The organism is Alloactinosynnema sp. L-07, from assembly GCF_900070365.1.
GTDB lineage: Bacteria > Actinomycetota > Actinomycetes > Mycobacteriales > Pseudonocardiaceae > Actinokineospora.
The window spans coordinates 2,704,023-2,728,032 of the sequence record NZ_LN850107.1; the positions used below are offsets into that span (position 1 = coordinate 2,704,023).

26 protein-coding genes and 1 tRNA gene are annotated in these 24,010 nt (G+C 68.6%); 16 read left to right on the forward strand and 11 right to left on the reverse strand.

Going from position 1 to position 24,010, the window contains the following annotated elements; all coding sequences use genetic code 11:
- Position 1: 1 nt before the first annotated feature.
- Positions 2 to 814 (reverse strand): Scr1 family TA system antitoxin-like transcriptional regulator, encoded by an 813-nt coding sequence (locus BN1701_RS11995; protein ID WP_172803233.1) that lies wholly within the window; start codon positions 812 to 814, stop codon positions 2 to 4.
- A gap of 82 nt (positions 815 to 896) precedes the next feature.
- A complete protein-coding gene (locus BN1701_RS12000; RefSeq protein WP_054048339.1) occupies positions 897 to 1,430 on the reverse strand; it encodes an antibiotic biosynthesis monooxygenase in 534 nt (177 codons plus the stop codon).
- A gap of 67 nt (positions 1,431 to 1,497) precedes the next feature.
- On the opposite strand from BN1701_RS12000, the gene BN1701_RS12005 reads away from it, so the two are divergent.
- Complete coding sequence (locus BN1701_RS12005) at positions 1,498 to 1,986, forward strand: GNAT family N-acetyltransferase (RefSeq protein ID WP_054055799.1); 489 nt, start codon at positions 1,498 to 1,500, stop codon at positions 1,984 to 1,986.
- Here the strand turns inward: BN1701_RS12005 and BN1701_RS12010 are convergent.
- Positions 1,983 to 2,540 (reverse strand): isochorismatase family protein, encoded by a 558-nt coding sequence (locus tag BN1701_RS12010; RefSeq protein ID WP_054048341.1) that lies wholly within the window; start codon positions 2,538 to 2,540, stop codon positions 1,983 to 1,985. The two genes, BN1701_RS12005 and BN1701_RS12010, sit on opposite strands and share 4 nt — an antisense overlap.
- A 236-nt stretch (positions 2,541 to 2,776) precedes the next feature.
- On the opposite strand from BN1701_RS12010, the gene BN1701_RS12015 reads away from it, so the two are divergent.
- From BN1701_RS12015 to BN1701_RS12025, 3 genes are all read left to right on the forward strand, one after another.
- Positions 2,777 to 3,796, forward strand: coding sequence for an NAD(P)/FAD-dependent oxidoreductase (locus tag BN1701_RS12015; protein ID WP_197672084.1), 1,020 nt, complete (start codon positions 2,777 to 2,779; stop codon positions 3,794 to 3,796).
- Between the two features lie 26 nt (positions 3,797 to 3,822).
- Positions 3,823 to 4,794: a DNA polymerase domain-containing protein gene (locus tag BN1701_RS12020; protein ID WP_054048343.1), complete on the forward strand. Its 972-nt coding sequence runs from the start codon at positions 3,823 to 3,825 to the stop codon at positions 4,792 to 4,794.
- Between the two features lie 69 nt (positions 4,795 to 4,863).
- Entirely contained in the window at positions 4,864 to 5,343 is a 480-nt protein-coding gene (locus BN1701_RS12025; protein ID WP_231949574.1) for a hypothetical protein, read from the forward strand.
- Here BN1701_RS12025 and BN1701_RS12030 read toward each other — a convergent pair.
- A complete protein-coding gene (locus BN1701_RS12030) occupies positions 5,303 to 5,986 on the reverse strand; it encodes an epimerase (protein WP_054048344.1) in 684 nt (227 codons plus the stop codon). The two genes, BN1701_RS12025 and BN1701_RS12030, sit on opposite strands and share 41 nt — an antisense overlap.
- Entirely contained in the window at positions 5,983 to 6,933 is a 951-nt protein-coding gene (locus tag BN1701_RS12035; protein ID WP_054048345.1) for a pirin family protein, read from the reverse strand. The genes BN1701_RS12030 and BN1701_RS12035 overlap by 4 nt, the downstream gene beginning before the upstream one ends.
- Positions 6,934 to 6,996: 63 nt before the next feature.
- Here BN1701_RS12035 and BN1701_RS12040 point away from each other — a divergent pair, with 63 nt between their 5' ends.
- Positions 6,997 to 7,314 carry a GNAT family N-acetyltransferase gene (locus BN1701_RS12040; RefSeq protein ID WP_054048346.1) on the forward strand — a complete coding sequence of 106 codons (318 nt, stop codon included), beginning with the start codon at positions 6,997 to 6,999 and terminating at the stop codon, positions 7,312 to 7,314.
- A 242-nt stretch (positions 7,315 to 7,556) separates the two neighbouring features.
- Here BN1701_RS12040 and BN1701_RS12045 read toward each other — a convergent pair whose 3' ends face one another.
- On the reverse strand, positions 7,557 to 7,964 hold the full coding sequence (locus BN1701_RS12045) for a hypothetical protein (RefSeq protein WP_054048347.1): 408 nt from the start codon (positions 7,962 to 7,964) through the stop codon (positions 7,557 to 7,559).
- A gap of 87 nt (positions 7,965 to 8,051) precedes the next feature.
- Between BN1701_RS12045 and BN1701_RS12050 the strand changes: the two genes are divergently transcribed.
- Positions 8,052 to 8,258, forward strand: a complete 207-nt coding sequence (locus BN1701_RS12050; protein ID WP_054048348.1) for a hypothetical protein — start codon at positions 8,052 to 8,054, stop codon at positions 8,256 to 8,258.
- 97 nt (positions 8,259 to 8,355) lie between these two features.
- Entirely contained in the window at positions 8,356 to 9,138 is a 783-nt protein-coding gene (locus BN1701_RS12055) for an RNA polymerase sigma factor SigF (RefSeq protein ID WP_054048350.1), read from the forward strand.
- 25 nt (positions 9,139 to 9,163) lie between these two features.
- Here BN1701_RS12055 and BN1701_RS12060 read toward each other — a convergent pair whose 3' ends face one another.
- Positions 9,164 to 10,246, reverse strand: coding sequence for a winged helix DNA-binding domain-containing protein (locus BN1701_RS12060; RefSeq protein WP_054048352.1), 1,083 nt, complete (start codon positions 10,244 to 10,246; stop codon positions 9,164 to 9,166).
- A complete protein-coding gene (locus tag BN1701_RS12065) occupies positions 10,243 to 10,668 on the reverse strand; it encodes a nitroreductase family deazaflavin-dependent oxidoreductase (RefSeq protein ID WP_054055802.1) in 426 nt (141 codons plus the stop codon). Before BN1701_RS12065 ends, BN1701_RS12060 begins: the two co-directional genes overlap by 4 nt.
- Positions 10,669 to 10,796: 128 nt before the next feature.
- Between BN1701_RS12065 and cmk the strand changes: the two genes are divergently transcribed.
- Genes cmk through der form a run of 3 tightly spaced genes read left to right on the forward strand, consistent with a single transcriptional unit; the run spans position 10,797 to position 13,542 of the window.
- Complete coding sequence (gene cmk, locus BN1701_RS12070) at positions 10,797 to 11,489, forward strand: (d)CMP kinase (RefSeq protein ID WP_054055803.1); 693 nt, start codon at positions 10,797 to 10,799, stop codon at positions 11,487 to 11,489.
- The gene (locus BN1701_RS12075) at positions 11,486 to 12,124 is read left to right on the forward strand and encodes a 1-acyl-sn-glycerol-3-phosphate acyltransferase (protein ID WP_054048354.1); all 639 of its coding nucleotides are present in this window, start codon (positions 11,486 to 11,488) and stop codon (positions 12,122 to 12,124) included. Before cmk ends, BN1701_RS12075 begins: the two co-directional genes overlap by 4 nt.
- Positions 12,121 to 13,542, forward strand: a complete 1,422-nt coding sequence (gene der / locus BN1701_RS12080) for a ribosome biogenesis GTPase Der (protein WP_054048356.1) — start codon at positions 12,121 to 12,123, stop codon at positions 13,540 to 13,542. Before BN1701_RS12075 ends, der begins: the two co-directional genes overlap by 4 nt.
- Here the strand turns inward: der and BN1701_RS12085 are convergent.
- Positions 13,539 to 14,333 (reverse strand): alpha/beta fold hydrolase, encoded by a 795-nt coding sequence (locus BN1701_RS12085; RefSeq protein WP_054048358.1) that lies wholly within the window; start codon positions 14,331 to 14,333, stop codon positions 13,539 to 13,541. The genes der and BN1701_RS12085 overlap by 4 nt on opposite strands.
- 56 nt (positions 14,334 to 14,389) lie before the next feature.
- Between BN1701_RS12085 and BN1701_RS12090 the strand changes: the two genes are divergently transcribed.
- The 5 genes from BN1701_RS12090 to BN1701_RS12105 all read left to right on the forward strand — a co-directional run bounded on the left by BN1701_RS12090 (position 14,390) and on the right by BN1701_RS12105 (position 17,763).
- Positions 14,390 to 15,040 (forward strand): response regulator transcription factor, encoded by a 651-nt coding sequence (locus BN1701_RS12090; protein ID WP_157367926.1) that lies wholly within the window; start codon positions 14,390 to 14,392, stop codon positions 15,038 to 15,040.
- Positions 15,037 to 16,152: a sensor histidine kinase gene (locus tag BN1701_RS12095; RefSeq protein WP_054048361.1), complete on the forward strand. Its 1,116-nt coding sequence runs from the start codon at positions 15,037 to 15,039 to the stop codon at positions 16,150 to 16,152. The genes BN1701_RS12090 and BN1701_RS12095 overlap by 4 nt, the downstream gene beginning before the upstream one ends.
- A gap of 147 nt (positions 16,153 to 16,299) precedes the next feature.
- Positions 16,300 to 16,373: transfer RNA gene (locus BN1701_RS12100), tRNA-Pro, on the forward strand.
- A 452-nt stretch (positions 16,374 to 16,825) separates the two neighbouring features.
- Positions 16,826 to 17,002 carry a hypothetical protein gene (locus BN1701_RS35465; protein ID WP_157367927.1) on the forward strand — a complete coding sequence of 59 codons (177 nt, stop codon included), beginning with the start codon at positions 16,826 to 16,828 and terminating at the stop codon, positions 17,000 to 17,002.
- Complete coding sequence (locus BN1701_RS12105) at positions 16,999 to 17,763, forward strand: hypothetical protein (protein WP_054048363.1); 765 nt, start codon at positions 16,999 to 17,001, stop codon at positions 17,761 to 17,763. The genes BN1701_RS35465 and BN1701_RS12105 overlap by 4 nt, the downstream gene beginning before the upstream one ends.
- A 502-nt stretch (positions 17,764 to 18,265) precedes the next feature.
- Here BN1701_RS12105 and BN1701_RS35470 read toward each other — a convergent pair.
- Together BN1701_RS35470 and BN1701_RS12115 are read right to left on the reverse strand one after the other, a co-directional pair.
- On the reverse strand, positions 18,266 to 18,604 hold the full coding sequence (locus BN1701_RS35470; protein WP_157367928.1) for a hypothetical protein: 339 nt from the start codon (positions 18,602 to 18,604) through the stop codon (positions 18,266 to 18,268).
- 270 nt (positions 18,605 to 18,874) lie between these two features.
- Positions 18,875 to 19,153 (reverse strand): hypothetical protein, encoded by a 279-nt coding sequence (locus tag BN1701_RS12115; protein WP_054048367.1) that lies wholly within the window; start codon positions 19,151 to 19,153, stop codon positions 18,875 to 18,877.
- A gap of 1,091 nt (positions 19,154 to 20,244) precedes the next feature.
- Between BN1701_RS12115 and BN1701_RS12120 the strand changes: the two genes are divergently transcribed.
- On the forward strand, positions 20,245 to 23,763 hold the full coding sequence (locus BN1701_RS12120; RefSeq protein ID WP_231949839.1) for an NB-ARC domain-containing protein: 3,519 nt from the start codon (positions 20,245 to 20,247) through the stop codon (positions 23,761 to 23,763).
- The last annotated feature ends 247 nt before the right edge of the window (positions 23,764 to 24,010 follow it).

The window sequence follows — 24,010 nt, forward strand, 5'->3', positions numbered from 1 at the left end:
TTCACTCCCGCCGGAATTCCGCCTCCAGGCGCCGCAGGAACTTCACCGTGTCGGCTGAACTGAGCGCCACCTCGACCAGTCTATCGGTCACGTTCTGGTGCAACTCGATCTCGCTGCTCTCGTCGACGAACAGCGAGGATGAGCGGTGTTCAAGCAGGATGACCGGATCCCCCTTCGCGAATTCCATGAGCTTGTAGTTGCCATCAAGTCCGTCGTGGGCACCATGGTCGATCGGGATTACCCGAATGTCGATGTTCGGCCGCTGGGCCATGTCGCAGAGATGGACGATCTGCTCGGCCATCAGCTCGGCGCTGCCGGTTCGGCGGCGGATGGCAATCTCATCGAGGATCGCTAGGTAGGTGGGCGCACCCTGCTTCCACAGGACCTCCTGGCGCTTGAGCCGGGTCGCCACCATGTCCTTGATGTAGTCCGGGGACATGCGGGCGATCACCATGACAGCGCGCATGTAGTCGGCCGTTTGGAGAAGGCCGGGGACCCGCATCATCGAGCCTTCAACGATGCGGGTCGAAGTCGACTCGAAGTTGACCAGGGCTCGCAGCACTTCGGCCACGTCGCCACGGAAGATCAGCATGTCGCCGGGTTGCTTGGCCAGGTTCATGATGCGGATGCGCTCTTTGCCCTTGATCCCGTAGATCGCCAGGAGAGTCGCGCATTCCTCCACGGTCACCTCCCGCAGCCCGTTCTCCATCCGGTTCAGCACCGGGGGCGAGAAGCCACTGCGTTTGGCGATCTCCAGGGTTGTTCGCTCCGAGTTCTTCCGGAGTGTCTTCAGTTCCGCTGCCAGTCCGCGCACACGGGCGGTGCCACTAGATCCCATTGCGCCATTGCAGCAGTCGAGACCGTCACCGGGCAGTCGCTCGATCGGACAGCCGTTTCTACCCCCGAGATGGGTGCAGCCAGCCCCGCAGTACCCGCGCCACGTTCGGCATGATCACGTAGGTCATCATCACGCTGAACAACGCGGTGATGAGCACGGTTCTGAGCACGATCGGCACGCCACCCAGGCTCGGCGCGATGACCAGGTTGACCAACAGGGTCAGCGGGAAGATCCCCAGGCCCGAACTGATCGCCATCTTCCACTTCGGCGGCGCGTCCGCCGACTCGAACCACGCCTCCAGGCCGGTCAGCTCCCGGCGGGCGGTCTCCTCGTGGTGTCCGTCGGCCTTGGCGAACCAGGCCGCCCGCTCCCCCGACGCCTGCCAGGCTTCGTAGGTGGACTCGTCACGGAAGCGGTACATCACGTGCCAGGGCTGGCCGGGTTCGGCGGGGCGCAGCAGGCCGTGGCCCAGGTGACCGGGGAACTTGGCCGCCTCCTCAAGGATGCCCTGCACCCACTGCTCGAACTGCCGCTCACACCCGGGTTCCACGCTGCGCGCGACCAGGGCGGTGACCTCGCCGCTCTTCACCATGGGGATAAGTTAGCTCGCGCCTGACCCACTGCGCGCGCGCCGCGATGTCTACGATGCGCGGGTGATCATGCCCGAACTCCAACGGCTGCGTGCCGACCACGGGCCCGCGCTCCTGGCGTTCGAACGGGAGAACCGGGCCTACTTCGCCGAGTCGGTGCCCGATCGCGGTGACGACTACTTCGCCCACTTCGACCAGCGGCACGCGGAACTGCTGTCCGAGCAGGCCGCTGGGCTCCACCACTTCTACCTTCTCGTGGATTCCGACGGCCGCGTCCAAGGCCGGGTCAATCTGGTCGACGTCGCCGACGGCGCGGCCGAACTCGGATTCCGGATCGCGCGGTCCGCCGTGGGCCGGGGTGTGGCCACCTCGGCGGTGCGGCGGATCTGCGACCTCGCGGCCCGCGAACTCGGCCTGACCCTGCTGCGAGCGGGCGCGGCCCTGGACAACCACGCTTCCCAGGCCGTGCTCACCCGAACGGGATTCGTGCGCACGGGCCAGGAGGTCACCGCCGACGGCCGTCCTGGCACGACATTCGCCAAAAGACTCGAGGTCTAGTCCGCGCTGAATGACACGTCCTTCGTCTCCGTAACCCCGGCGGTGCGGCCGGGCGCGGTCTGGTACCGCCAGTAGAGGTTCGTGTGCGCGATGACCTTGTCCGGCGACGGCGCTCCCCAGGCGCTCTGGTCCTCCGTCGTGTGCGCGTCGCCGACGAGGGTGACGTCGTAGCCGCGCGCGAAGGCGCCATGAATCGTGGAGCGGATACAGGCGTCGGTCTGCGCGCCGGTGACGACCAGACGGCCGACTCCGATCCCGGCGAGCACGTCCTCCAGGTCGGTGCCCTCAAAAGCATCGCCGAACGTCTTGTGCACCAGCGGCTCCGCCTCCTGCCGAACCAACTCCGGCACGTACTCCCAAGCGGAGCTTCCCGTCGCCAAGTCCTCATCGGAATGCTGGACCCAGACGACCGGGACACTCTCTTGACGCGCCTTGTCGACAAGAGTCCCGATGTTGGCGACCACGGCGTCGCGCTGATGGGCTTCGGCCACGACCCCGACCTGGACGTCGATCACCATCAACGCGGTGTTGGGTCGTTCGGACAGCGTGCTCATGACGATCTCCTGTGCTGGTCGTGCCTGCTCACGGGAAGCACGATAGGCCGCCGCACCGACAACCGCGGTCATGTCCGCGAGTGCGCCGCGCTGTCCCTTGCCGTGACCATCCTGCTCATCCCCGCCTTGCGGACGACCACTCCCGACTGTCCAATCAAGATCAAGTGAGTTGCCGAACCGGCAACAAAGGTTGCGGAAACCGCCGCCCGACTCGCAAGGTGGTCGTGGAGGTGGTCATGGTGACCGACGAGCTGAATGACAGCTATGACGTGGTGGTGGTCGGCGGTGGCGCCGCGGGGCTGAGCGGGGCCCTGATGTTGGCGCGGGCGCGCCGGTCCGTGGTCGTGATCGACGCGGGCGCCCCGCGCAACGCGCCGGCCGAGGGGGTGCATGGGCTGCTGGCGCGCGACGGGATCTCCCCGGCCGAGTTGCAGGAGCGCGGCCGGTCGGAAGTCCGCGGCTACGGCGGTCACGTAGTCCTCGGCGAGGTCGGTGACATCGCGCGCGACGGGGTGGGGTTCGTGGTGGATCTGGTCGACGGTCGGACCGTGCGGGCGCGCAGGGTGCTTGTGGCCACCGGGCTGGTCGACGAGCTGCCGGACGTGCCGGGGCTGCGGGCACGGTGGGGCCGGGACGTGGTGCACTGCCCGTACTGCCACGGCTGGGAGGTGCGCGACCAGACCATCGGGGTGCTGGCCACCGGACCGATGTCAGTGCACCAGACGTTGCTGTTCCGGCAGTGGAGTGCCGATGTCACGTACTTCGCCAACGGCACACGGCCGACCTCCGACGAGGCCGAGCAGCTCGCCGCGCGTGGGATCGGTGTGGTGGATGGCGAGGTGGCGGCGCTGGAGATCGTCGACGATCGCCTGGTCGGCGTGCGGTTGGGCGACGGCACCGTGGTGGACCGTGCGGTCGTGGCGGTCGCGTCGCGGATGGTGGTGCGGGCGGGTTTCCTCGCCACGCTCGGGTTGCGGGCAGTGGCCCATCCGTCGGGGCACGGTGACTACCTCCCGGCCGACGCGAGCGGCCGCACCGAGGTGGCCGGGGTGTGGCTCGCGGGCAACGTCACCGATGTGGTCGCCCAGGTCGGCGCCGCTGCCGCGGCGGGCGCGTGGGCCGCGGCCCAGATCAACGCCGATCTGGTCGCCGAGGAGACCCGGTGGGCGGTGGCCGCCCACCGGAGTCCGTTCTCGGCCGAGTCCGAGGCGCGGGTGAGCGAACTGGTGATGGGCGACCGCCGCCACGGCCAGTGAGATGCCCGTTGTGAGATGGTGATCGGGTGAGCGAAGACGAAGTGCGCGACGGTGTCTCCCTGACCAGTCTCGACTCGCCGTTGTTCGACGGGTCCGGCGCCACCAAACGGGACCTGATCGACTACCTCGACGCCGTCAGCGAGCGGATCCTGCCCGGCCTGCGCGACCGTCCGCTGTCGGTCCAGCGGGTGCGGCCGGGGCAGGCGCCGTTCATGCAGAAGAACCTGCCGAAGTACACCCCGTCGTGGGTCCGGCGGGTCGGGGTGTGGGCGGAGGCGTCGAAGCGGGAGATCTCCTACGGCCTCTGCGACGACCGTCGCACGCTGCTCTGGTTCGCGAACCAGCGGTCCGTCGAGTACCACACCACGCTGACCACGACCGCCGTGCCGGACCACGCCACGCACCTGATCCTCGACATCGACCCGCCGCCAGGCGAATCGTTCCCGGCTGCCGTCCGGGCGGCGTTCCTGGTCCGGCAGGCGCTGGCCGACGCGGGGCTCGCGGGCGCGGTGAAGACCAGTGGCGCCAAGGGTTTGCACATCTTCGTCCCGGTCGACCTCACCACCCCGATGGACGACGTCGCCGCCGCCACCCGGGCCGTAGCCGCGCGGGCCGAGCTGATCGACCCGGAGGTGGCGACGACGGCGTACATCATCGAAGACCGCGGCGGCAAGGTCTTCCTCGACTCGACCCGCTCCTGGGGCGCGACCATCGTCGCCGCCTACAGCCCGCGGGTGCGACCGGGAGCGCCGGTGTCGTTCCCGGTGTCGTGGGACGACCTCGACTCGATCAAGCCCGCCGACTTCACCATCCACACCGCGCCCGCCCTCCTCGACGGCGACCCGTGGGCCGAGCGGATGCCCGCCCCGCAGACCCTGCCCGCCGATCTGGTCGAAGAGGGCCACGCCATCCCGGTCGCCCGGGTGCAGGCCATGCACGAGGGCAAGCGCCGCCGCGCCCAGGCGCGCAAGGAAGCCGAGGGCGACCCGGCGCCGTAGCTCACACCCGGGCGGCGAGGCTTCCCCCCGGGCGAGTTCCCGCACCTGACCGAACTCGCCGTTCATGTCATGGAAGGCCGCTACGACGGCGTGCCCGCGTTCACCTTCGGGCTCGACCTGATCCTCGACGGCCTCCGGCCAAGTTCCGCTGCGACTACCCCGAGGTCGCGGGCCGCGAGTCCGGCGACCAGTGAGTCGTCGGGACCGCGTCGGGCTCGTAAGGTCGTCGGTGTGGCCTTCATCGATGCGATCAAGACCGTGCGGGACTCGCTGAGCGCCCGCACCGTCTATGCCGAGCCCTACGAGCGCGACGGGATCACCGTCATCGCCGCCGCCACTGTCTACGGTGGCGGCGGTGGCGGTTCCGGCGACGAGCCCGCGGGCAAGGTCGACGGGGCCGGGTTCGGGCTGGTCGCCCGGCCGTCCGGGGCGTTCGTGATCCAGCGCGGCACCGTGCGCTGGAAGCCCGCGATCGACGTGCCGCGGCTGATCGGGGTGACCGGCGCGGTCATGGTCGCGCTGGTCCTGGCCCATCGGCGAGGGCGTTGATCGCCCGGGTGCCCAGGATCGGCTGCGGCGCACCGGACCGCGCGACCTCCAGCATGGCCTTGCCGATGCCCTCTGTCGTGCTGACCTGGTTGGGCGCGATCCGCTGGATCAGGCCGGACAGCGGCGAGACCACCGCGTACAGCAGCCGGTAGAGCCGGGTCTTGGACTTGACCCCGTGCATCGGCCGGATGAACCCCGGCCGGAACATGAACGTCGCCAACGGCAGCGACATCAGCTCGTTCTCGGTGCGGCCCTTCACCCTGGCCCACATCGTCCGGCCGCGTTCGGTGCTGTCGGTGCCGTAGCCGGACACGTAGATGAACGTCATCCCGGGATCGCGCTCGGCCAGCAGCGTGCCCGCGACGAGGGTGAAGTCGTGGGTGACCCTGGTATAGTCCACTTCGGACATTCCGGCCGAAGACACACCCAGACAGTAGAAGCAGGCGTCCAGACCGGTCAGCTGATCGGCGATCGGGCTCAGGTCGAGCATGTCCTTGTGCACGATCTCGCGCAGCTTGGGGTGGGACTTGCCCAGCGGCGACCGCCCGACGGCGACGACCTCGGTGACATCGGTGGCGAGCAGGCTCTCCCGCAGCACGCCCTGGCCGACCATGCCGCTCGCGCCGAACAGGATGACCTTCATCCGCGTGACTTCAGCCGGATGTTGGGCAGCGCGGGCGCGGGCAGCGTCTGGGACCACTGCGCCGGGAACGTGCCGTACCGCATGGACTCGCCGCCCGCGCGCTGCTGCTCCCACTGGTCGCGGAAGGCGACGATCTCGTCGTGGGACCGGCCGATGAAGTTCCACCACATGACGATCCGCTCCCCCAGCGGCACACCGCCGAGGACGAGCACCCGCGCGCCGTCGTCACCCGCGCACACCGTCAGGATCGCTGGACCGGTCGGCTGGTACACCAGCTGACCGGGCTTGGCCGAGACGCCCGCCGCCATCACGTCGCCGGTGTCGACCAGGACACCGTGTTCGAAGGCCGGATCGATGTCCAACACCAGCTCTTGGCCCGCGCGCAGCGTGATCTCCGCGCCCAGCAGCGGGGTGTAGGTCGCCACCGGCGAGGTCTGGCCGAGCAGGGTCCCGAGGAAGACCAGCACGCGGGCGCCGTCATGGTCGACCGCGGGCGGGGCGTAGTGCTGGAATCCGGGGTCGGCGAACCGGTCGGCCTCCGGCAGCGCGACCCAGAGCTGGGTGCCGTGCAGGACGTTCGAGGCGTCGGTCGAGTACTCAGAGTGGGCGATGCCGGAACCCGCCGTCATCAGGTTGATCTCCCCCGGCCGCACGATGGCGTGGGCGCCGGTCGTGTCGCGGTGCTCGACCTCGCCGCTGAACAGCCACGACACGGTCTGCAGGCCGGTGTGCGGATGGCCGTCGACGCGCATGTCGCCCTCGCTGGGGCCGTAGTGGTCGATGAAGCACCAGGCCCCGATGAGCGACTGCTCGCGCTGCGGCAGGGTGCGCCGGACCGTCATCGCCCGCGGCCCGCCAAGCGGAACCTCCCGCGCGTCGAGCACCTTGCCCGGCCCGTCTGCGCGCGCGCAGACCAACTCGGCAGGAGCGTTCTCCAGATTACTCATGCAACCCCGACTCACGATGTGAACGTCACTGCGCCATTCAGGCTATACCGCGATACTGAGGGTGTGACGGATGAACAGATCGCGGTCCAGAACTCGCCAGGGCGGTACGAGGTCAGCGTCGGCGGGGAAGTAGCGGGCTATACCCAGTACGTCGACCGCGACCACCAGCGAATCTTCTTCCACACCGAGATCGACGACCGCTTCTCCGGCCGCGGCCTGGCGGGCAAGCTGATCGCGGGCGCCCTCACCGACACCCGCGCGGCGGACAGGCGGATCGTGCCGATCTGCCCGTTCGTGGCGGCGTATCTCAAGCGTCACGACGACTTCGCCGACATCGTGGACCCGGTCACCCCGTCGACTCAGGCCGCGATCCCGGCGTGAGGATCTGACTCGACCAACAGACCCGAGTTTCCGCCGGTCCCCGGCCGGGTACGTCCGGCACATGACTGAGTGGCACACCTGGCCCGACGACCAGCGCGGCGCCGAGGCCCTCGCGACGTCAACGAACGGCGATCGCGCTCGGATGTGACCCTGGGGCAGCCCGCGTCGGCCGTCATCACCGCGATCACGGCCGCTGGTTTCGGCATCGTCTGGTTCGCGCTACCCGCCCGGCAGCCTCGTGACTAGACCGCCCACACCAGCGTGTTGACCAGCATCGTCATCCGGTCGTCGCTGTCGCCATGGTCGGCGACCATTCTGATCTGGAAGTCCACGTCGGCGGGGTCGTCGTTGAGCCAGGCAAGCTGGGCGCGCAGCGCGGCCCGCACCGGCGGGTCGACGGCGTCGATATCGAGCGCGGCCCCCTCGCTGTGCACCTCCAGCACGAAGGCGGCGTCGACCGCCGCGGTCTCGGCTTCCCTGATCTTGCGGCCGCCCTCCCCGATCAGCGCCGCCACCAGTGCCACGTAGTCCTCGCCCCCGGGGTGCTCCGGCCCGCACCACCCCTTGAGCAGGCCGGACACCGAGTCGATGTCGCCCGACCGGACCGCTGTGAGCAACATGTGCATCGCGTCCGAGACCCGCTTGGCCACTGTCGCCTCCCCATTCGCGTGAATCAGTCACCTGTCGACTACCCGTTCGGGGGGCGTTGAAACCGGCACGGGAGCACCATCCGCGTTATGGACGGCGGCGCGGTAGGGGTCGAGGAGGAATTCTTCCTCGTCGACGCGACCGGCCGACTGGTGACGCGGGCACATGAGGCGCTCGTGCCGGACAGCGACCTCGACGCCGCCCGATCCACAGTGGACTTACGCACCGCCGACGGCGGCGGCGCCGGTCGACAGCGTGCCGCCTCCGGCAGGCGCGGGCGCGCTGGTTTCGCTTGAGTTGTGCGGAGAGCGGGTACCTATGTCCTGTGACTCGACGGACAAGCGCACCGCACGCGGTCGAAATCCGCGTCGGTGTCGCCCAGAAGGGGCCACGATGACGCAGCCAGGCTTGACCCGCGCCGCGTGGCGGGACGCCTCAGCGGGCTATGGGCACCTCAGGCCGCTGTTCGAGACGGCGGGCACGCCCGCGTGGGAGACCGCCCGCGAGCGGCTGATCACCGAGTACCTGCCCGTGGCCGAGCACATCGCGCAGCGGTTCAACCACCGTGGCGAGGCGCACGACGACCTGCTGCAGGTGGCCACGGTCGGCCTGATCAACGCCGTCGACCGGTTCGATCCCGGACGGGGCACCGATTTCCTCGCCTTCGCCATCCCGACGATCATGGGAGAGGTCCGCAGGCACTTCCGTGACACCGGGTGGTCGGTGCGCGTGCCGCGCCGACTCCAGGAACGCCACCTCGCCATCACCGCGGCCTGCGCCGAACTCGCCCAGACCCTGGGCCGGGCCGCGGCACCGAGCGAGCTGGCCGCCCGGCTTGGACTGTCCAAAGAGGAGATCTACGAGGGCATCGAGGCGGGCAACGTCTATCGCGCGCAGTCACTCGACGAGATCCTCGGCCCCGGCGAGGACGACGGCCCAGTGGCCGACCGTCTCGGCGCCGAGGACGACGCCATCGAGGGCGTCGAGTACCACGAGACGCTGCGTCCGCTGCTGGAGCAGCTGCCCGCGCGCGAGCGTCGGATCCTGTTGCTGCGCTTCTACGGGAACCTGACCCAGACCGAGATCGCCCGCCGCGTCGGGCTTTCGCAGATGCATGTGTCGCGGTTGCTGAGCAAGACTTTGAAGAACCTGCGTGACGGGATCACACAGGGATAGCGCGGTGCCGGTGTTGGCTGTGGGGTCAGGCGACGCGAACCTCGTGCTCGATGCCGGGGGCGAGGAAGCCCAGCAGGCCCGCGCCCTCGGCCTCGATCTCCGACTTCTGCGCCTTGGTGAGCTTGCTCAGACCGCGCGCGGAGAGGACCGCGCGGTCTCGGGTGATCTCGGTGGTCCACAGGCCGGCGGTCATGCCGTCAATCAGGATCACCCGCGGCATCGGGCCGTGCGGGTCGAAGTCCTGGCCGCGGTAGCCGTCGGTGATCACGCGGGAACGGTCGGCGTGGGAGAGCAGCAGGTTGTCGTAGTCGTAGAGGAAGCGGATCGGCACCGGGGTGTCCGCGTCCGGCCGGGGCGCGTCGGGCAGGTCGAACAGCTCGCGGCCCTGCTCGTCGGTGAACCTGGCCAGGTCCATGCCCTTGACCACCTCGGACAGTCGGGTGAGCCCGCACCAGAGCTGGATGTCCTTGACCGACGCCGGGCCGAACGCGGCCAGGTAGCGCCGGACCATCTCGGCGAGGCTCATCGGCTCGACCTCGCGGGGGCCCAGCCAGTGCTCGACCGTGGTGTGCGCGGCGGCGCCGGGGCGGCCCCAGAGCCCGCGCGGCGTCACCTGGACCAGCGGGGTCCAGGCGCGAACCGCCTGGGCGAGGGCGTCGGGATCGTGGTCGGGCCAGGTCCGCCCGAGCGCCCGGCCGAGATCGCTGAAGATCATCGGCCGCTCTTCGAGGACGGCCCGGCCCGCCGCGAGCAGCGCGTCCCGGTCGACGCCATCGATGCGCCTGCCGAACACGCCGTTCATCGACCTGGCCAGCATCGGGTCGAGCAGCGGGCGGATCCGCAGGCAGTCGTCGGCGGAGACCAGGTGGATGGTCGAGCGCATCAGCGCGATACGCACCAGGTCGCGGGATTCCAGCAGGTCGGAAGCCTGATCCGGGGTGAAGCCGCGCAGTCGCGACCAGAAGCCGACGTACCAGGTCTGCGGGGTCTGGGCCTGGAGCCCAACCAGGTGTTCCACGGCCGCGAGCACGTCGAGGTCGGACCGCTCGATGAGCAGCTGGCGGGCCAGGGTGGCGCGGTTGAGGGCCTTGAGCGACAGGACGGTCACCCGCGCTCCAAGACGACCACCGGGATCTCCCGCTCGGTCTTGCGCTGATAGGTCGCGTAGGTGCCGAAGGTCTTCACCATGATGTCCCACAGCTCCGGCCGCTCGTCCTGGCCTGCCGTGCGAGCCGTGGCCATGAAGACCTCGCCGAGCACCTGGACCGTGACCGACGGCTCGGCGCGCAGGTTCAGATACCAGGACGGATGCCCGACCGACCCGCCGTTGGAGGCGACGAGCAGGTAGGCCGCGCCCGCGCGGCCGTAGAACAGCGGTGTGCGGCGCGGCACACCGGACTTGCGCCCCCGTGTGGTGAGCAATAGCGCGGCGTGGCCCTGGAAGAGGTGCCCGTCCGCGCCGTCGGTGGCCACGTAGCGCTCGATGTGTTTGGCGACCCAGCCGGTGGGGCTGTCGGTGACGTCGGTCATGTCGAGCACCGTAGCGCCGCCCACCGACAGAGTTGGCGCGGGCACACGGCAGAATGAACCACTGGTCAAGGCGTGATTACCAGGAGGATGCCGCGGTGGGACATGGCGAGCTGCGTGGGGTCGTGGCGATGGACGGCCCCTCGGGCACCGGCAAATCCACTGTGGCCCGGCGGTTGGCGGGCGCGCTGGGCGCCGGCTACCTCGACACCGGATCGATGTACCGGGCGGTGACGCTGGCCGTGCTGCGCGCCGGGGTCGACCCGGCCGACGCGGGTGCCGTGTTCAGAACCGCCCAGTCGGTCGACCTGCATGTCGGCACCGAGCCCAACCGGGCGTCGGTCCACCTCGGCGCGGAGGACGTGGCCACCGAGATCCGCGGCCAGCGGGTCACCCTGGCCGTCTCGGCGGTCTCCGCGGTGCCGAAGGTGCGCGAGCTGCTGGTCGCCCGGCAGCGGCAGATCATCAGCGAGGTCCGCGCGAAGCTCGGCGGGATCGTGGTCGAGGGTCGCGACATCGGCACCGTGGTCGCCCCCGACGCCGGGCTCAAGGTCTACCTCACCGCGTCGGCCGACGCCCGCGCCGCGCGTCGCACCCGACAGGACACCGCCGACGGCCGCGCGTCCACTGTGGACGCCGTCAAGGCCGATGTGGAGCGCCGCGACCGGCTCGACTCGACCCGCGCGACCTCACCGCTGCGCGCGGCCGAGGACGCTGTCGAGGTCGACACCACCCACCTGGACATCAACGGCGTCGTCGACCACCTGCTCGCGATCGTCCGTGACCGCGGGCTCAGTGGCACCCACGCGCAGGCGGGGCGATGAATACGCAATTGCCCGATGGCGCGGTGCCCTGGTTCCATGACCTGGGCCGCTGGATCGGCACGTGGTGCTTCAAGCCCGCGTTCCGCGTCCGCGTGCACGGCTTGGAGCGGGTCCCCCGCACAGGGCCGGTAGTGCTCGTGGCCAACCACAGCTCCCTGCTCGAACCACAGCTGATCTACGGAATGCTGCCGCGCCGTTCGGTGTTCCTGGTGAAGCAGGAGATGTTCAAGAGCCTGGCGGGCAAGGGGCTGCGGGCGATCGGCCAGGTGCCGGTCAAGCGCGGCGAGCCCGACCGCGCGCCGCTGCTGACCGCGGTCGCCATCCTCAAGGACGACGGCCTGGTCGGCATCTTCCCCGAGGGCACCCGCGGCGCGGGCGACGTGGCCGCCGCCGAGCAGGGCGCGGCCTGGCTGGTCCGCCAGACCGGCGCGGTCGTGCTGCCGGTGGCCACCCGCGGCACCCGCAGGCCGGAAGGCAGCGGTCGGCGGTGGCGGCCCAGGATCGACATGATGGTGGGCGAACCGTTCGACCTCGCGGTCGGCCGCGGGCGCTCCGGCCTCACCGAGGCAACCGAAGTAATCCGGGTCCGGCTCGCCGACCTGGTCCGAGAAGTTGACGAAATGCGGAAGCGATGACTGAGCTCGATGACACGCTGGACGGCACCTGGACCGACGAGTCCGAATGGGCCTCGATCGGCGACGAGTTCGCCGACGGCGACGAGGGCGGCGCGACGCCCCAACCGGTGCTCGCCGTGGTCGGGCGGCCCAACGTGGGCAAGTCCACGCTGGTCAACCGCATCCTCGGCCGCCGCGAGGCGGTCGTGCAGGACACCCCAGGGGTGACCCGCGACCGCGTCGCCTACGACGCGCTGTGGAACGGCCGCCGCTTCACCGTGCTCGACACCGGCGGCTGGGAGCCCAAGGCCGACGGCCTGCAGGCCGCGGTCGCGGTGCAGGCCGAGTACGCGATGACCCACTCCGACGCCGTGCTGGTCGTCGTGGACGCCTCCGTGGGCGCCACCGCGACCGACGAGGCCGTGGCCAAGGTGCTGCGCCGCTCGAAGGTGCCCGTGATCCTGGTGGCGAACAAGGTCGACGACGACCGGCTGCTCGCCGACACCGCGTCGCTGTGGTCGCTGGGCCTTGGCGAGCCGTTCCCGGTCAGCGCCCTGCACGGGCGAAACTCCGGCGACCTGCTCGACGCCATCCTCGCCGCGCTGCCCGAGACGCCCAAGGAGACCTTCGGCTTCACCGGCGGACCGCGGCGGGTCGCCCTGGTCGGAAAGCCGAACGTGGGCAAGTCCAGCCTGCTCAACCGGCTGACCGGCGAGAACCGCGCGGTCGTCGACGCGGTCGCGGGCACCACGGTCGACCCGGTCGACTCCATGGTCGAGCTGGACGGGCAGGTGTGGCGGTTCGTCGACACCGCCGGCCTGCGCAAGCGGGTCAACTTCGCCAGCGGCACCGAGTACTACGCCTCGCTGCGCACCAAGGCGGCCATCGAGTCCGCCGAGGTCGCGGTGGTGCTGCTCGACGCCAGCGAGCCGATCGCCGAGCAGGACCTGCGGGTGCTGACGATGGTGGTCGAGTCCGGCCGGGCCTGTGTGCTGGCGTTCAACAAGTGGGACCTCGTGGACGAGGACCGCCGCCTGCAGCTGGACAAGGAACTCGACCGCGGCATGGTCCGCGTGCCGTGGGCCGAGCGCGTCAACGTCTCGGCGCTGACCGGCCGCGCGGTGCGCAAGCTCGCTCCCGCGCTGCGCACGGCGCTGGACTCGTGGGACCAGCGCGTGTCCACCGGCCAGCTCAACTCGTGGCTGTCGGACCTCGTGGCCGCCACTCCCCCGCCGGTCCGCGGCGGCAAGCAGCCCAAGATCCTCTTCGCCACCCAGGCGTCGGTCCGGCCGCCGACGATCGTGCTGTTCACCAGCGGGTTCCTGGAGGCGGGCTACCGGCGGTTCGTCGAGCGGAAGTTCCGCGAGACGTTCGGCTTCACCGGCAGCCCGGTCCGGATCTCGGTACGCGTCCGGGAAAAGAAGCAGCGCAAGAACTAGCGACAATGTTCGCGGAGCAGTTCGGCCGCGCGGTCGGGCTGCTCCCACCAGAACAGGTGGCCGACGTCCCGCAGTTTGGCGAGCTTGGCGTCGGGCACCAGGCTCGCCACGTGGTCACCGTTCTTCGGGGTGATCATCTCGTCCTCGGTGCCGTGCACGACGAGCGTGGGGATCTTGACGCCCTTGAGCCGGGCCTCGGCGTCGTGCCGGGCGACGGCCTGGAGCTGCATCATGATCACCGGCGACGGCACCCGCTGCGACAGCGTCACCTCGACGAACTCGCTGAACCGGGTCTCGTCCGCGCGGAACGTCGGGGACAGGTTCGCCTCGTAGGCCGCGCGCAGGATCGTCCCGACGTCGCCGCCCGCGTTGGCCGCCAGCATCATCCGCATCGGCCCCGGTCCGTCGAGGGTCCCGCCCTCGGGGCCCGCGTAGGTGCAGCCGAGCGTCAGGGTCCGGATGCGCTCGGGGTGCCGCACCGCGAGTTCCTGGGCCACCATGCCGCCCATCGAGATCCCCATGACGTGCGCGTCGTCCCAGCCAATGGCGGTGAGCACCCGGGCGGTGTCGTCGGCCAGGTCGGCGATGGTGAATCCCGCCTCGGCCGGGTCGCTGTGGCTGATCCCCCGGTGATCGAACGCCACGACGTCGAAGTCGCGTTCGAGCCGGGTCAGGAACGGCTCGCCCCACAGCCCGTGGTGCCCGCCCATGCCCTGGATCAGCAGTAGCGGCACGCCATGGCCGCGGCGGATGTAGTGCAGTTTGCGGTCACCCAGATCGGCGATCGGCACGGCCGGAACTCCTTATTGAGGTGGCGTCTTCCCAGCTCAAGATTAGGGTGGGCTAGGTGTTGGGGACCATCAGAGTCGTCATTGCCGACGACGAGCCACTGCTGCGCCACGGCCTCGGCGTCCTGCTCAAGGCGGGCGGCGGCATCGACGTGGTCGCCGAAGCGGGCGACGGCCACGCCGCGATCGACGCGGTCAACCGGCACCACCCGGACGTGCTCCTGCTCGACGTGCAGATGCCCCACCTCGGCGGCATCGACGTCCTGCGGATGCTGCCGGATCCCCCACCCGCCACGGCGATCCTGACCACGTTCGACCTCGACGACTACGTCGCACGGGCACTCGAACTGGGCGCCCAGGGCTTCCTCCTCAAGGACATCGAGCCGGAGACCCTGGTCCGCGCGGTCCGCGACCTCGCCGCGGGCGGCGCGGTGCTCGATCCCCGAATCACCGCGCGCCTGCTCCCCAGACTGCGCGGCGCCGGAGTCTCCCTGAACAAGGCCCGCGCGCTCGCGACCCTGAGCGCCCGCGAACGCCAGGTCCTGGACCTCCTCGGCGACGGCCACCCCAACGCCCGCATCGCGTCCACCTTGAACCTGACGGAGGCGACGGTGAAGAGCTACGTCTCCGCGACACTGACGAAACTGGGTGTCCGCAACCGCGTCCAGGCGGCACTGCTGGTCCACGGCGTGGATGTGGGCTGCCCGTGAGCGTGGTTCGCCGGGTCGGCGTGGAGGTACTGGTCATCGGCGTCCCGCTGGCGGCGGTACTGCTGTCGCACCCGACGCGCTTCGCCTTCGCCTTCCCCGCCGCCGTCGTGGCCTGCCTCGCGCTCCCCCTGCGGCTGCGGTGGCCATGGCTTGCCGTGCTCGCGTGCCTACCCACCCTGGTCGGCGGCCTGGGCTGGCCGCCCTCCATTGTTGCCCTCTACCACCTGGGCAGACACACCGAACTGCGAGCCACCATCGCCTGGGTCACCGCCGCGTTCTTCGCCCTGGCCATCCCGGTCCAACTGGACTTCACCAGCACCATCCGAGACCAGGCCATGAGCCTGATGTTCTCCCTGGTGGCCGCAGGCGGCCCCGCGGCCATGGGCGTGGTGCTGCGCCTGCACTCCCACCTGGACGCGAGCCTCGCCGACCTCGACCGAGCCCGCCAAGCCGAACTGGAAGCCCGCGCCGACCAAGCGCGGTCGGAGGAAAGAACCCGCATCGCCCGCGAGATCCACGACCACGTCGGCCACAACGCCACCCTGATCGCCGTCCAGTCCGCCGCCCTCGCCGCCACCACGACGGACCCGGCCGCCAAGGAGATCGCCCACCGCCTCCGCCACCTGGCCAAGCAGTCCCTCGCCGAAACCCGCGCCACCCTCGGCCTGGTCGCCCCCGACCGCCACGGCATCGACGACATCCCCACCCTCATCACCCAAACCCGCCACGCAGGCGTACAGGTGACGTACGAGTCCTCCCCCATCACCGCGTCACCGTTGGTAAGCCGAGCCATCTACCGCGTCGTCCAGGAATCCCTCACCAACGCCGTCAAACACGCCCCCGGCGCACCCGTTCAAGTGGTGTTGGAACCGAGCCCCGGCCGAGTCCGAGTCGCGGTGACCAACGGCCCCGCCACCCGCCCCCACGACGTCGACACCCGCGGCGGCACCGGCCTGGCAGGCCTCACCGAACGAGTCCACACCGCCGACGGCACCCTCACCGCGGCCCCAACCGCGTCCGGCGGCTTCGCGGTCGTGGCCGACCTACCAACCAAAGTCGGCCCGCCACACCCCACTCTCGCCGGTATCCCCCACCCCTCCAACCAGCCATAGTCACCCCGTCAGCGCCGCTCGGGGTCGGCGCTGGACCGAGGGGACAGCGGGGACCCGCCGATCACGGGTCCCCGCGTCGCCCCCGATTCGTTGATCCGGATAGCGGTGCGCTAGTCTTGCCAAGCACTCGCGAGAGCGAGATGCGACCGGGCTGTGGCGCAGTTTGGTAGCGCACTTGACTGGGGGTCAAGGGGTCGCAGGTTCGAATCCTGTCAGCCCGACGGTCGATCGAAACGCCCGTCTACCTGGAAGTTTCCGCAGGTAGACGGGCTTTTTGATGTTGTTAGCCAGCCGCGTTGTTGATCGTCCCTTGTGGATGGAAAGATCGTTCTACCGACCGGTATGGAGAAATTCTGGAGGCCGGTCCTCCTGCGGCGCCTGTTGATCTCGTTGAGGGGTCATAGTCGATCTTCCCGATCGGGTGAACTTCCACAACCGGCCACAACTGGCGCCATTCGCCCTGTTCAGCGCCGTGTCGTCCCGGCACGGACGGACGTTCCTTGGCGACGGTCGACGTCCCACGACGTAGATATCAACGAGCACACGGCGGTTGGCGTCGGACACGGCACGATGATCGGGCGACGGCCCGCCGACGGTCAGGGTGGGTCGGGACGCCGAATCTGTGCGCCGATCTTCGAGTGATCACATGGACGCTCGGTCGTATGCTCGCCGGATGGGTGAGTCCCAGCCAGCGCCGCGGCGGGTCAAGGTCCTGATGGAAGTCGTCGTCGAGGTCAACGACCCCGCGGCACTGGAGAAGGTCGCACTGGACCACATCGACGGCCTCAACTACGCCACCGACGACGACACCGAGGCGAAACTGCCCGCGCCGAGAAACGCGCTCTGGTGATCGGCGACATCGTCGAAGCCGTGAGTTTGATCGCCGATCCCTTCACCGCCATCCCCGACGACGCCGGACTCGAAGCAACCAAGAGCAACCAGCACGCCATCGAGATCGACCCCACCGGCCGGCCGATCACCGACGCCGAGGTTCCCGACTTCACAGCCCTGTTCCCGACCTCCACATGCGACCGTGACAGCTGCGAGCAATGCGCCGGGTATCAACTCACGCCCCGCACCGCGTCGACCCTGTGGTCCACCTGCCAACTGCGCGCCGGCCTAGCCTACGAAGACGTCATCCAGTTCGGCGACGAACCCGCGGACCCCAACGACGGCAGGTGGTCGACATTCGACGAATACCCGTCCATCACCTGGCGCCAAAACGCGGTCTGGCGCCGCCAAGCCGCGCGCGCCTTCACCGACCTGGCAGACGACCTCGCCAACGGTGACTGGCCCCAACCCCGCTGCGCCGCAGAGGAAATGGCACTCCACCTCGCCATCAGCATGTCCCGAGACGCCGTCCACGACGACTGGCCCAGCGCGACCCGCGCAATCGAAGCACTCCCAGCACACCCCGACCACTTCGACTGGGACATGGCAAAAGACGTCCTCTTCCAAGACCACGACATCCTCAACCTGTTCGACCTCGAACTCGACGGCATCGAAGACCCCGACACCTCGATCGGCATGGGCGACTACCGTCCCCACGCCTGGTTCAAACCGTTCAACAGCTTCCCTCCCCGCGACGGCCGCCGCCCCTTCCGGCGCTAACCGCTGCACTTCGCCGTGATCGGTCACAACGCTCGGTGTTTTGGCATCGCAGCACGAAGGCTACGAAACCCCGGCACCCGTGGCGGTCACCCTCAAGACCACGGCACCGGATCGGCGTCCCGCCCACCCTCCGGGTCCAAGCACTGTCTGGTACGAACCGTTGTACTTCAACCAGTGAAGGATGAGCAGATTGACGTAGTGGCGGGTCAGCAACCACACGTCGGCGACCAGACCTCTTAGATGATAGACCTCGTCGCGGGGCACCTTGGGGTGCACCAAGCGGTTGCGAACTCGACTCACCGCCGTTGGCCCGTCGACGGGTAGGCATGACTCTGACTCCGCCAAAGCGAACTCGGCAAGCGTCGGTTGCCGAGTGGGGTTGACCGCGACGTCAACGCGGGCATCTTTCAAGAGTCTCCGCAGACGCCCATCAGCTCGAAGTGCATTGTAGCTCGACTTGCTCATCCCCCGGTCTAGTTTCAGGTTGAGCCAACTCAGCAGCTCAATCGCCGAGAATGCTGTCAACGTTCGCTGCTCGACCCGACCCGCATGGGTTGGACTCGACAGCCATCGACAGGACGATTCTGGTGGTGTGCTCGCGATCGGCGTCGACAAATGCCTCGTACACGGTGGCGAGCAGGTGGTGAAGGTCAACCGTGTTCGGATAGTGCAGCCTCGCCATAGCGCCGTTACGTCCTGGATGGCAGAACGTCGACGCCCACTGTCGCCAGACGACGGTTCCGTACGCGTCGAAGCCGACTGGAAGTGCCGGGGCGATCCATCCTCCAAAGGCGAACGACACACCATATTGGACAGTCTTGATCAGGGTTCGACCTGACATGCGGTGAAGTGCCTGCCGTCCACCCGGACGATCTCCATCACGTGTGTCATCGCGATGCCAGGGTTGCTGCCGATGGCATCCCACACGCTTCCGTGGTCATTTCGTCGATCAAGTGTCAGCCTCCACGGTCCGATGTCGAGCCGCCATCTACCAGTCCATGCAGACCATCTATCGCCGACATCCGTGCGGAGCAAGACCGGGCTGTGGATAGCTGGCAGGTTCAGCCAGTGGATCAGGAGCCGCCGCATCCGTGCGTCACTCGAACCAAGCTCATGTGGCAAGGGATCCGGAACCAAAGTCGTGGCGCAATCCGCGCATGGCATAGATCGTGCCGGATTCGCGCACCTGAAGATCGATCTCAGGTTCTTCGAACACTCCCAGAGCCCACCGCTCGGGCACGTCTTCGTCGATCTGCCAACGGACGTCCAGATGGGAGGGATGACACCGCATACGTATGCTGCCGCGTAACTCGCGATCATCCACTTCGATCAACGCACCCTCGTACGACGTGATGTCGTGTCCGGGTTCGTTGAACGGATAGAACGGCACGAGGGAGCCTCACCATCGGGCCCGTCGCGTTCAACCAGCATCAGTCGATTCAACCACCAACCATGTGGATCGCGCTGCCAAAGATCAGAGATCGCTGGAACTGCCCTCGTTCGCAGTATGGGTGAGGCTGGAGGTCGGCAGCTTCGTGTCGTCCGGATTCGATGACCACTCGCACCGCTTGAAGTCAGCGGGCTCTCGAGGTTGTCGAGGAGGCGGGCTTCGATTTAAGGGCTACTTGGCTGCTGCACTAGACACTGCCGCAGAATTCCCTAGCGGCAACGACTCCAGCTTGCCAACAGGCGTGGAGCAGCAGCTCGTCGAGTCAGTGTGCGCGCCACACCGCGAGCAAGTTGACAAGACTGCCCGGTCGACCCTGATGACGGTCTGCTGGGCCAGGTGTTCTTCAGTGTCGAGGTCGGGGCTTGTCGAACAGTGCCAGATGGCTCGTTTCGACTTCTGCGCCGGCGAACGCAATCAGGAGCTGACCGCTGTGTTGCTTGTCGCCGGTGCCGGTCGAGATGAAGCACGCTTGAGCCTTGCTGGAGCGCCAGCCTGCTCGAAGGCGTGGACGAGGCCGGTAACGGGTGCCATTGATCCCGCGCCCGGTTGGCGGCCGAAGCGACCTCGATGACCGAGTCCGGGCCGAAGTCGATCAAGGCGGTAGAGTGTCCATCCTGATCACGCCGGGTGTAGCGAACTCTCCCCGAAGGTCGATGAACTTACGCGAGGTGGATGACAGCCACAGGCCGTGATCCGGACGCGATGGGGGACTAGTGGGCATCTGGCGGAGGCGATTGCATCGGTCGTGGCCCCTCGCCCTCTTGTTCATCGTGGTCATCGCCGCGGCGGGCGCGGGCACCGTGGTGGCGATCGCGGTGAACCTGGCCACCGCCGTCGACCTCCCCTGGCTGGCCGTCGTCAAGGAGAACCCGTTGTGGTGGGTGGCCGGGGCGACAGCCGCAGTCGCCTTCACTGCGTTCGCGGTGGGGCAGGTGCATCGTTTCGCGGACAAGCGGATAGACGAACTGCTACCTGCCGAACAGCGGCTGGAACCGTGGATCGTCGACCGGCCCGACGAGGTCCGGCAGGTGGTGAACGCCCTGCTCAGGCAACCTCGGGCCACCGTTGGCATCACGACGGCCGTGCACGGCGCCGGCGGGTTCGGTAAGACCACGGTGGCGAAACTGGTCCGCGCCGACCGGCGGGTCCTGCGCCAGTTCGGCGGCAGGGTGTACTGGGTGACGCTGGGCCGCGATGTGCGCGCCCGGTCGGCGATCGCGGACAAGGTCAACGACCTCATCGCTCGACTGGATCCGCAGAACCCGATGTCGTTCACCGATCCGCAGCAAGCGGGTCAGTACCTCGCCGCCCTCCTGTCCACCGGACCACCACGCCTGATCATCCTCGATGACGTGTGGCACAGCGAACAAGAGTCGGCGTTCCCGGTCGGCGGGCGTTGCGTCCGGCTGATAACTACCAGGATCCCCTCCCTGGTGGGCGGTGAGTCCATCCCGGTCCCGGTCGACCAGGTTACGCAGGAGCAGGCCCGCTTGCTGCTGACTGCGGAGCTGCCAGCTCTGCCGCCAGCGGTCATCCGGGACCTCGTCGCGGAGACGGGCCGGTGGCCGCTGTTGTTGCGTTTGGTGAACAAAGTCCTGTCAGACCAGGTGACCGTGCATGCTGACGCCGCCGCGGCAGCGCGGAGCCTGGTCGACCAGCTCCGCCGCTCCGGCGCCCTTCAGCTCGATGGGTTGTCTGGCGCGTCTGCGCAGCGTTTGGACGTCAATGATCCAGACCAGCGCCAGCGTGCCATCGCGGCAACGATCGAGGCCAGCGTCGGGTTGCTGGCGCCAGTCGAGCGCGCGCGCTTCGCCGAGCTCGCCGTGTTCGTCGAGGATGAGATGGTGCCGGTAGCGCTGGTGCAGGAGCTGTGGCGGGAGACCGGCGGGCTCGACATCGTGCGCACGAGGGCGTTGTGCGCACGCCTCGCCCAACTGGCCCTGCTGACAGTCACGGGCGCCGATGCTGGAGGCGCTGTGAGTCTGCACGACGTGGTTCGCGACTATCTGCAGGAAGAACTCGGCAGCGAGCGGCTCGTCGAACTCCACCGCAGTATGCTGCGGGCCGCCGCCGACGGGATCCCGATCGCCGTCCCCTTCGCCCATCAAACTTCCGACACCACCGCTGGTGACCGGATCGCGTGGTGGCACATGGCCGAGTCGGCCCGGTACCTCTGGGACCATCTGGTCGAGCACCTCGTCGCCGGGCAGTACACCAACAGCGCGGAGGCCCTGGTAGTCGACCTGCGTTGGGTGCTAGCCCGAGTGGGGCAGTCCGGCCCCACCGCGCCCTACACCGACCTCTCCCTGGTCGACACCTCGCGATGCGCTCGACTACACCGGCTGCTGGGACAGACAGCCCACCTCCTGGCTCCGACGAGACCCGCCCGATTCCGCGCAGACATCCTCTTCAGCCGCGTCGCACACGATCCTGAGTGGGGTCTGCAGGCCTCCGAACTCGCTCAAGGCCGGGCCGCCCCGGTCCTGGTCAACAGGTGGCCCCTGCCTGACCTGCCGGACCCGGCTCTACGCAGAACACTGACCGCCCATACCAAGATGGTGCGCGCGCTGGCGGTCTCACCAGACGGATCTCGCATCGCATCGGCCAGCGACGACAACACCGTGCGCATCTGGGACACCGCCAGCGAAGAGGTACTCGCCGTGGCGCGCAACCAGAGTTCATCAGTCTCAATCCTCGTCGCGGGGCCCGACGGCTCCTGGTTCGCGTCCGCCAACGATGCGCACGTCGTGCAGATCTGGGATGCGATCACCGCAGAGGTACGCCGCTCCTTTACCGGGCACGAGCTTCCAGTACGCGCGCTCGTGACGGCTCCGGACGGCTCCTGGCTCGCGTCAGCTGGAGATGATCGTCAGATCCGGATTTGGGACACGTCCACGACGACCGCACGGTGGGTGCTCCACGGACACCGGGATGCCATCCGATGCCTCGCCGTGGCACCCGACGGGACCTGGCTGGCCTCCGCGAGCGCCGACCACACCGTACGAGTCTGGGACACCTCCACCGGCAGGAACCGCTTCACCCTCGCCGAGCACACGGGCGCAGTGCACGCCCTCGCCGTGGCACCCGACGGGTCCTGGCTGGCCTCCGCGAGCGCCGACCACACCGTACGAGTCTGGGACACCTCCACCGGCAGCAACCGCTTCACCCTCGCCGAGCACACACGCGCGGTGCACCTGCTGATGGCAGCACCGGACGGTAGCTGGCTCGCATCTGCCGGGGACGACCACGGTGTTCGGTTCTGGACAATGGACACCGGGGAGGAACGAGCCACCCACACCTGGATGAGGCATCTCGCAGCCGGCTTCGCCGTCTCCCCCGACGGACGCTGGCTCGCTTCGAGCAGCTATAACGGCACAATCCTCGTCTGGGACACGGCCAGCGGGAATCCATTGGCGACGCTGACTGCGCACACGGACGTCGTGCGGGCGCTCGTCGCGCCGAGCAGGACGGGACTGGTGTCGGCCGGTGACGACAACACTGTGCGGACGTGGGACCTGTCCGGTCTCGAACGGCGATCGAAGACAAACGGTAGAACGAGGTCCGTCAACCTCTTGGCAGTCTCGCCAGACGGCAAGTGGCTTGCCTCCGCTGGTGGCGACAACACGATCCGGACTTGGGACACCGCCACCGGCGAACGACGGTTCACGTATACCAACTTCGCGTACTCCTTGATGCGCGATGAAGCGCACTCCTGGATGCGCGACGAAGCGAAGGCGCTGACCATCGCACCGGACGGCAGCTGGCTCGCGCTCGCGTTGGACAACCGCACCGTTCGGTTGTGGCGGGCGCTCGCCGACACCATACCCGCGAAATGGCTCAGGGATCCGTCCATCGCGATGTACGCCGACCCCAGCACGTTCAGTGCCAATGCCGAAGCACTCGCGGTTACGCCGGACGGCCGAACTCTAGTGTGCGCTGGGGGTGACGACCACAAGATTCGACTGTGGACCGTCAGGGTCAAGGAAGGCCAGTACAACCCCCTCCATAGTAAGGCACCACTGCCACGGATCACCAGGAGGAAGTTCGGGCACAGGAGGTTCATGGGGCACACGGACACGGTGCGGGCTCTGGCCATGGCACCAGACGGCACATGGGTCGCGTCGGCTGGGGACGACGGGACGCTCCGGTTCTGGGACACGGACGGACGCGAACTGGCGACCGTAACGGGACACGCGCGGCCGGTCCGGACATTGGCGGTCGCACCCGATGGGAGCTGGCTGGCGTCGGCGGGCGACGATCAGGACATCCGGCTGTGGGACGTGGGTACCCGGCACCAGATCAGCACACTCGTGGGGCATACGCAGCCCGTGAGGGCGCTGACCGTGGCACCTGACGGACGTTGGCTGGCATCTGTCGGCGACGACCAGACGGTTCGGATCTGGGACCTCGCCACCCTGGACGTGGCGGCTTTGCTCCGCATCGAGGAGCCCGCGAGCGCGTGTGCGTGGACACCGGACGGACGGTCGGTCGCAGTTGCGGGGCAGGCAGGCCTATATCTGTTTGACTTCGTAACGGGAACGATGTCCTGAACTACCGGCACGCGGGTGGGGCGCAGCCAGGATGACGCGGCCCGGACAGCTCCACTGATGCGGCTGGCACCCGGAAGTGTCTTGTAACCGCCCGAAGTTGCCCTCCGTCCCCGGGGCATTGGGTCCATGTCGGACACCGCAGCCCAGCGCTCGTTCGGGTAACGCCCGACGATCAGCCAACATAGGTCCGGACACCCGCAACGAGTCCTGCAAGTTAGGTTCGGACAACGCAAACGGCCTTGGCTAC

Bases quoted from the DNA above. Each gene is read 5' to 3' on its own strand.
- BN1701_RS12055 (WP_054048350.1), top strand. From the start codon at position 8,356: ATGACGCAGCCAGGCTTGACCCGCGCCGCGTGGCGGGACGCCTCAGCG.
- BN1701_RS12025 (WP_231949574.1), top strand. From the start codon at position 4,864: ATGGAAGGCCGCTACGACGGCGTGCCCGCGTTCACCTTCGGGCTCGAC.
- BN1701_RS12035 (WP_054048345.1), bottom strand. From the start codon at position 6,933: ATGAGTAATCTGGAGAACGCTCCTGCCGAGTTGGTCTGCGCGCGCGCA.
- BN1701_RS12000 (WP_054048339.1), bottom strand. From the start codon at position 1,430: ATGGTGAAGAGCGGCGAGGTCACCGCCCTGGTCGCGCGCAGCGTGGAA.
- BN1701_RS12050 (WP_054048348.1), top strand. From the start codon at position 8,052: ATGGACGGCGGCGCGGTAGGGGTCGAGGAGGAATTCTTCCTCGTCGAC.
- BN1701_RS12015 (WP_197672084.1), top strand. From the start codon at position 2,777: ATGGTGACCGACGAGCTGAATGACAGCTATGACGTGGTGGTGGTCGGC.
- der (WP_054048356.1), top strand. From the start codon at position 12,121: ATGACTGAGCTCGATGACACGCTGGACGGCACCTGGACCGACGAGTCC.
- BN1701_RS12075 (WP_054048354.1), top strand. From the start codon at position 11,486: ATGAATACGCAATTGCCCGATGGCGCGGTGCCCTGGTTCCATGACCTG.
- BN1701_RS35465 (WP_157367927.1), top strand. From the start codon at position 16,826: ATGGGTGAGTCCCAGCCAGCGCCGCGGCGGGTCAAGGTCCTGATGGAA.
- BN1701_RS12005 (WP_054055799.1), top strand. From the start codon at position 1,498: ATGCCCGAACTCCAACGGCTGCGTGCCGACCACGGGCCCGCGCTCCTG.
- BN1701_RS12010 (WP_054048341.1), bottom strand. From the start codon at position 2,540: ATGAGCACGCTGTCCGAACGACCCAACACCGCGTTGATGGTGATCGAC.
- cmk (WP_054055803.1), top strand. From the start codon at position 10,797: ATGGACGGCCCCTCGGGCACCGGCAAATCCACTGTGGCCCGGCGGTTG.
- BN1701_RS12030 (WP_054048344.1), bottom strand. From the start codon at position 5,986: ATGAAGGTCATCCTGTTCGGCGCGAGCGGCATGGTCGGCCAGGGCGTG.
- BN1701_RS12065 (WP_054055802.1), bottom strand. From the start codon at position 10,668: ATGACCGACGTCACCGACAGCCCCACCGGCTGGGTCGCCAAACACATC.
- BN1701_RS35470 (WP_157367928.1), bottom strand. From the start codon at position 18,604: ATGTCAGGTCGAACCCTGATCAAGACTGTCCAATATGGTGTGTCGTTC.